Annotated in this window: 4 protein-coding genes and 1 pseudogene; 3 read left to right on the top strand and 2 right to left on the bottom strand. The window is 66.9% G+C overall.

What is annotated here, in order from left to right:
* The coding region (locus H7290_RS09410) for an amidase family protein (RefSeq protein WP_290513760.1) at positions 1-943 on the top strand (943 nt) is incomplete at its 5' end.
* A complete protein-coding gene (gatB, locus tag H7290_RS09405) occupies positions 940-2442 on the top strand; it encodes an Asp-tRNA(Asn)/Glu-tRNA(Gln) amidotransferase subunit GatB (protein ID WP_290513759.1) in 1503 nt (500 codons plus the stop codon). The genes H7290_RS09410 and gatB, both read left to right, overlap by 4 nt.
* Positions 2443-2539: 97 nt before the next feature.
* On the opposite strand, the gene H7290_RS09400 is transcribed toward gatB, so the two are convergent.
* Both H7290_RS09400 and H7290_RS09395 read right to left on the bottom strand, forming a co-directional pair.
* Entirely contained in the window at positions 2540-3424 is an 885-nt protein-coding gene (locus H7290_RS09400) for an alpha/beta hydrolase (protein WP_290513758.1), read from the bottom strand.
* A 94-nt stretch (positions 3425-3518) separates the two neighbouring features.
* Complete coding sequence (locus tag H7290_RS09395; protein ID WP_290513757.1) at positions 3519-4775, bottom strand: HNH endonuclease signature motif containing protein; 1257 nt, start codon at positions 4773-4775, stop codon at positions 3519-3521.
* A 188-nt stretch (positions 4776-4963) separates the two neighbouring features.
* Here H7290_RS09395 and H7290_RS09390 point away from each other — a divergent pair.
* Positions 4964-5193 (top strand): annotated as a pseudogene (locus H7290_RS09390) (hypothetical protein); the annotation flags it as partial.

Below are 5193 nucleotides of genomic sequence, written 5' to 3'. Positions count from 1 at the left end.
GGGCGTCAAGCCGACCTACGGAGGTGTGAGTCGTTACGGACTCGTCGCCATGGCGAGCAGCCTCGACCAAGCCGGACCTGTCACGCGCACGGTGCTCGACGCCGCTCTGCTCCACGAGCTCATCGCCGGCCACGACCCCATGGACTCCACCAGCATCGACGCGCCCGTGCCGGCCGTCGTCGCTGCGGCTCGTCGGGCAGACGTCAAGGGCCTGCGCGTCGGGGTCGTGAAGGAACTGGGTGGTGACGGCTTCCAGCCAGGCGTTCGCGCGCGCTTCGACGAGGCCGTCGAGCTGCTCACCGGCGCCGGCGCCGAGGTCGTCGAGGTGTCGATTCCGAGCCTGCAGTACGCCCTGGCGGCCTACTACCTCGTGATGCCGAGCGAGGCCAGCAGCAACCTCGCCCGGTTCGACGCGATGCGTTACGGCGTGCGCGTCCCGCCGACCGACGTTGACGACCCCAGTGCCGAGCAGGTCATGGCGTCGAGCCGCGACGCAGGCTTCGGCGACGAGGTCAAGCGCCGGATCATCCTCGGCACCTACGCACTGTCGAGCGGCTATTACGAGGCCTACTACGGCTCTGCTCAGAAGGTTCGCACGATTCTTGCCCGCGACTTCGCCGCTGCCTTCGCCGACGTCGACGTGCTGGTGTCGCCGACCGCGCCCACGACGGCGTTCCCGCTCGGCGAGAAGCTCGACGACCCGTTGTCGATGTACCTGCAGGACGTCGCGACGATCCCGGCCAACCTGATCGGCATCCCGGGGCTTTCGCTGCCCATCGGCCTGGCCACGGAGGACAACCTTCCGGTGGGTCTTCAGCTCCTTGCACCGGCGAAGGCCGACGACCGGTTGTACAACGCCGGGGCGGCTCTCGAGCGTTTGCTCGAGGACAGGTGGAACGGACCGCTGCTGGCGCAGGCACCCGAGCTGGAGGTCGCACGATGACGCACGACACCGCGATCCTCGTCCCCGTCGACGAGGCGCTGACCCGGTACGACCCGGTGATGGGTCTGGAGATCCACATCGAGCTCAACACCGCGACCAAGATGTTCTGCGGCTGCCCGACCGGCTTCGGCGCGGAGCCCAACACGCAGACCTGCCCCATCTGCCTGGCCCTGCCGGGGGCCCTGCCCGTGGTCAACGCCAAGGCGATCGAGTCGGCCATCCGTATCGGCCTCGCGCTCAACTGCGAGATAGCGCAGTGGTGCCGGTTCGCACGCAAGAACTACTTCTACCCCGACATGCCGAAGAACTTCCAGACCTCGCAGTACGACGAGCCGATCGCCTTCAACGGCTTTGCCGATGTCGAGGTCGACGGCGAGACCTACCGCATTGACATCGAACGTGCCCACATGGAGGAGGACACCGGCAAGTCGTTGCACGTCGGTGGCTCCACCGGCCGCATCCAGGGTGCTGACTTCTCGCTGGTCGACTACAACCGCGCCGGCATCCCCCTGATCGAGATCGTGACCCGCACCATCGAGGTGCCGGGCGACAAAGCGGCTGCGGTTGCGCGCGCCTACGTGTCACACGTCCGCGACCTCATCGGAGGGCTCGGGGTCTCCGACGTGCGGATGGATCAGGGCTCGCTGCGCGCTGACGTCAACCTGTCGCTCAAGCCCAAGGGTTCGACGACGCTGGGCACCCGCTCCGAGACCAAGAACGTCAACTCGTTCCGGTCGGTCGAGCGCGCTGCCCGATTCGAGATCTCCCGCCACGCGGGCATCCTCGACGCCGGCGGCACAGTGCTGCAGGAGACGCGGCACTTCCACGAAGACACCGGCACGACGTCGTCGGGCCGCGAAAAGTCTGACGCCGACGACTACCGCTACTTCCCCGAGCCCGACCTCGCCCCCGTCTCGCCGTCGCGCGCGTGGGTCGAGGAGCTGCGCCTGACCCTCCCGGAACCGCCCGCGGTGCGACGCGCGCGGCTGCAGGCCGACTGGGGATTTTCCGACCTCGACATGCGCGACACCATCGGCGCCGGTGCGCTTGACCTCGTCGCCGAGACCATCGAAGCCGGCACGACGCCGCAGGCCGCTCGCAAGTGGTGGCTGGGTGAGATGGCCCGCCGCTCGAACGAGGAAGGCAAGGACATCGATGCCCTGGGCGTCACCCCTGCCCAGGTTGCTGAGATCCAGGCGCTCATCGATGCCGGACACATCAACGACAAGCTGGCGCGCTCGGTGTTCGACGGCGTCATCGCCGGTGAGGGCACGCCCGAAGACGTTGTCGTCGCACGCAAGCTCGAGGTCGTCTCGGACGACGGCGCTCTCGGCGACGCGGTCGACCGCGCCATCGCCGGTGACCCCGATGCCGCGCAGAAGATCCGCGAGGGCAAGCAGGCAGCCGCGGGAGCGCTCATCGGTGCCGTCATGAAGGAGATGCGCGGGCAGGCCGATGCCGGCCGTGTCCGAGAGCTCATCATCGAGAAGCTCGCCTAGACCGAACGTCCAGACCGAACACAGGGTCATCACAGAGGTGACTTCCGAGGAACACCAGCGCGCGATGCGCTGACTCCGTGACGTCGCAGGCCAGGCGTCAGTCGACGCGGGACAGCAGCTGTTTCAACTCGTCGAGGATGACATCGGGAAACTCGATCGGGATGAAGTGCGTCGACTCCAGCTCACGGAAGCGCGCACCCTTGACGCGTTGCGCCGCCGAGAGCATGTCCTTCGATCCGGTGAGCACGTCCCACTTGCCGGCGATGAACGTCACCGGGATGTCGATGTTCGACAGCGAGACGCGAGCGTGCGCGGAGACGCCGAGGGCCAGCTTCGCGTACCACGCAGGGTGCGTCATGCAGAACTCCTGCAGCAGGGTGCGCAGCTCGGCGGTGTCGGCAGCAGGGTTGATCAACCGGGTCACTCGCAGCATGTCTGCCGTCGCGTTGGTCCACGGGATGCGGCGGGTGAGGGGCGCGATGACGTGACCCGACACCGACGTCGTGCGGGCGAGGCCAACCATGAGCTGCTTGGCCACGAACGGTGGAACCTTGAGGGGCGAGAGCATCGTGGCGAAGGTGTTGCCCGGCACCCCGGCCACCGCCAAGATTCCCTTGACCCGCTCGGGGTGTCGCGTCGCCAGCTCGAAGGCGATCGTGACTCCGGCAGACCAGCTCGCGACGACCGCCGAGTCGATGCCAGCATCGTCCATCACTGCGATGGCGTCCTCGATGAAGGCCTCGAGGTCGACCCGGCCGTCGGCGGGCCGGGCCGAACCACCGACGCCCCGGTGGTTCCACGACACGACACGCACGCCGCAGTCGGGCTTCAGCAGCGACGGCCACGCGTGCGGATTGGTGCCGAGCCCGTTGGAGAGGAACACGGTCGGACCCTCGGCGTCATTGGTCCAGGCCCGCAGTCGGGTGCCATCGGCGCTCGTGACGTCGTAGTACCGGACGAACGCGGCTGCTGGTGAGGTCACGCGCCGATTGTCCTCGCCCGGCTGTGGTCCCGCAACGCGATTGGGCAATTGACGACGGACCATGAGGGTTGGTGGTCGAGCGACGCCCGTGGGATCAGGCGGCGCGGGTGTAGCGGTTTCGGCGTCTTCGTCGCAGGAGCCGGTCGCCTTGGTTGGTGAAGGTGAACCCGTCGACGGCGTTTCCTGCGATGTTGAGCAGCCCGCGGTGCAGGAGGTGGTGGCAGCGGATGCACAGGCCGATGAGGAGGTCGAGGTCGGTGGTGCCGCCCTTGGACCACCAGATGGTGTGGTGGATCTCGAGGTGGGTGTGACGGCAACCGGGCGTCGCGCACACACCCTTCTGTCGGGCGAGCACTGCTCGGCGCTGGCGCAGGGTGGAGGAGCGGCGGGTGCGGCCGACGTTGAGGACCTGGGCCTGACGCTCGCCTCCGCTCTCAGCCATGAGGAAGGCGGTGTGGTCGCTGACACACGTGAAATACATCAGCAGATTCGGCCCGATGGAGCCGAAGCCGGCGAGCTGTGCCGGTTCGGTCGCCGGAATGGGTGGGGCCACGAAGGAGGGGTTGGTGGTCACCTGTTCCACGTACGCGGCTGCGGCCGCCAGTGTGTCTGCATCGGCCATGACCGACACGTGCGGACGGATGCCTTTGTCGGACGGCAGACCTGATTCGAGCACCTGGGTCAGGAGGTCGTCGAGCCCTTGGACACGGCGTTCTGAGCCGGTACGGGTGTCGTCCTTGTCGTGTGGTGCGGCGACGGAGTCGAGGACCTTCTGGAACTTCGCGCCGGTGACCGGGTTGAGGAATCCGGTGACGTGGAAGCCGCCGGGCACGGGCTGGACCTGGATGTCCTGCTTGTCCATTCCGTCGACCCACGCCTGATCGAGCGCTTCGGGGAACATCGCCTCTCGCAGACCCTTGACGACCCGGTAGAGCTCGGCAGGCTCGTTGTTGCGTGCCACGTCGAGCAGCCAGGGCTGGGCGTCGCTCATGGCGTCTACGCCGATGTGCTTGAGACCGTAGGTGAAGACATTGATGTGAGCGGCGCGAACCTGACCTGACTCGGCGGCCTCGGCGAGCTCGGGCAGCTGGTCCAACGTGGCTGCGGCCCTGACCAGTGCGCCGGCCTCGCGCGCAGACATCCGCAGCTCGTTGCAGACCCAGGTGTTGAGCGTCGAGGCGCCATCGAGCTCGAAGCCTCTGGAGACAGCGAGCTCGGCCAGAAGCCGACCCTTGGCCGTGTCGAGCGCGTCCTGGGCCGACTGCACCGAACGGATCTTGCCTCGCAGGTCGCCACACGTCAACGTGCGCGCGGTGTCACCCAGCACCTCGATGATGGGATCCGGATTCATGTATCAGGTGTACTCGAACAGGTGTTCGATCGCAAGGCAAAACCACTGATTCAACGGTGTTTATCACCCGAGCCGCAGCTCGTTGCGGAGCGCGAGCCCGAGCCCCGGAAAGGTGATGGTCACGCAATCATGCTGGGTATTCAGGCGCTGACTTATATTCAGCAAGATTCAGTGATAGCCTTATATGCATGGGATATGAGCAAGAGGGTATCGCCGTCATCGTCGACCTCGTGTCATCGCGAACTCATCCTGACCGCGCCGCCGCTCAACTGCAGCTGGTCGACGCCCTGGCCGAGGTCAACGCCGGCGTCGAGAGTGTGCAACCTCTCGCACCCACCATCGGCGACGAGTGCCAAGGCGCCTACGCCGACTTCCCGGCCGCTGTGCTCGCCACCCTCTTGCTCCGCCTTCGACTCCC

The organism is Aeromicrobium sp., assembly GCF_014378035.1.
Lineage (GTDB): Bacteria > Actinomycetota > Actinomycetes > Propionibacteriales > Nocardioidaceae > Aeromicrobium.
The sequence above is the reverse complement of the archived record's forward strand: the minus strand, read 5'-3'. Positions and strand labels throughout refer to the sequence as shown.

Bases quoted from the DNA above. Each gene is read 5' to 3' on its own strand.
- H7290_RS09395 (WP_290513757.1), bottom strand. From the start codon at position 4,775: ATGAATCCGGATCCCATCATCGAGGTGCTGGGTGACACCGCGCGCACG.
- gatB (WP_290513759.1), top strand. From the start codon at position 940: ATGACGCACGACACCGCGATCCTCGTCCCCGTCGACGAGGCGCTGACC.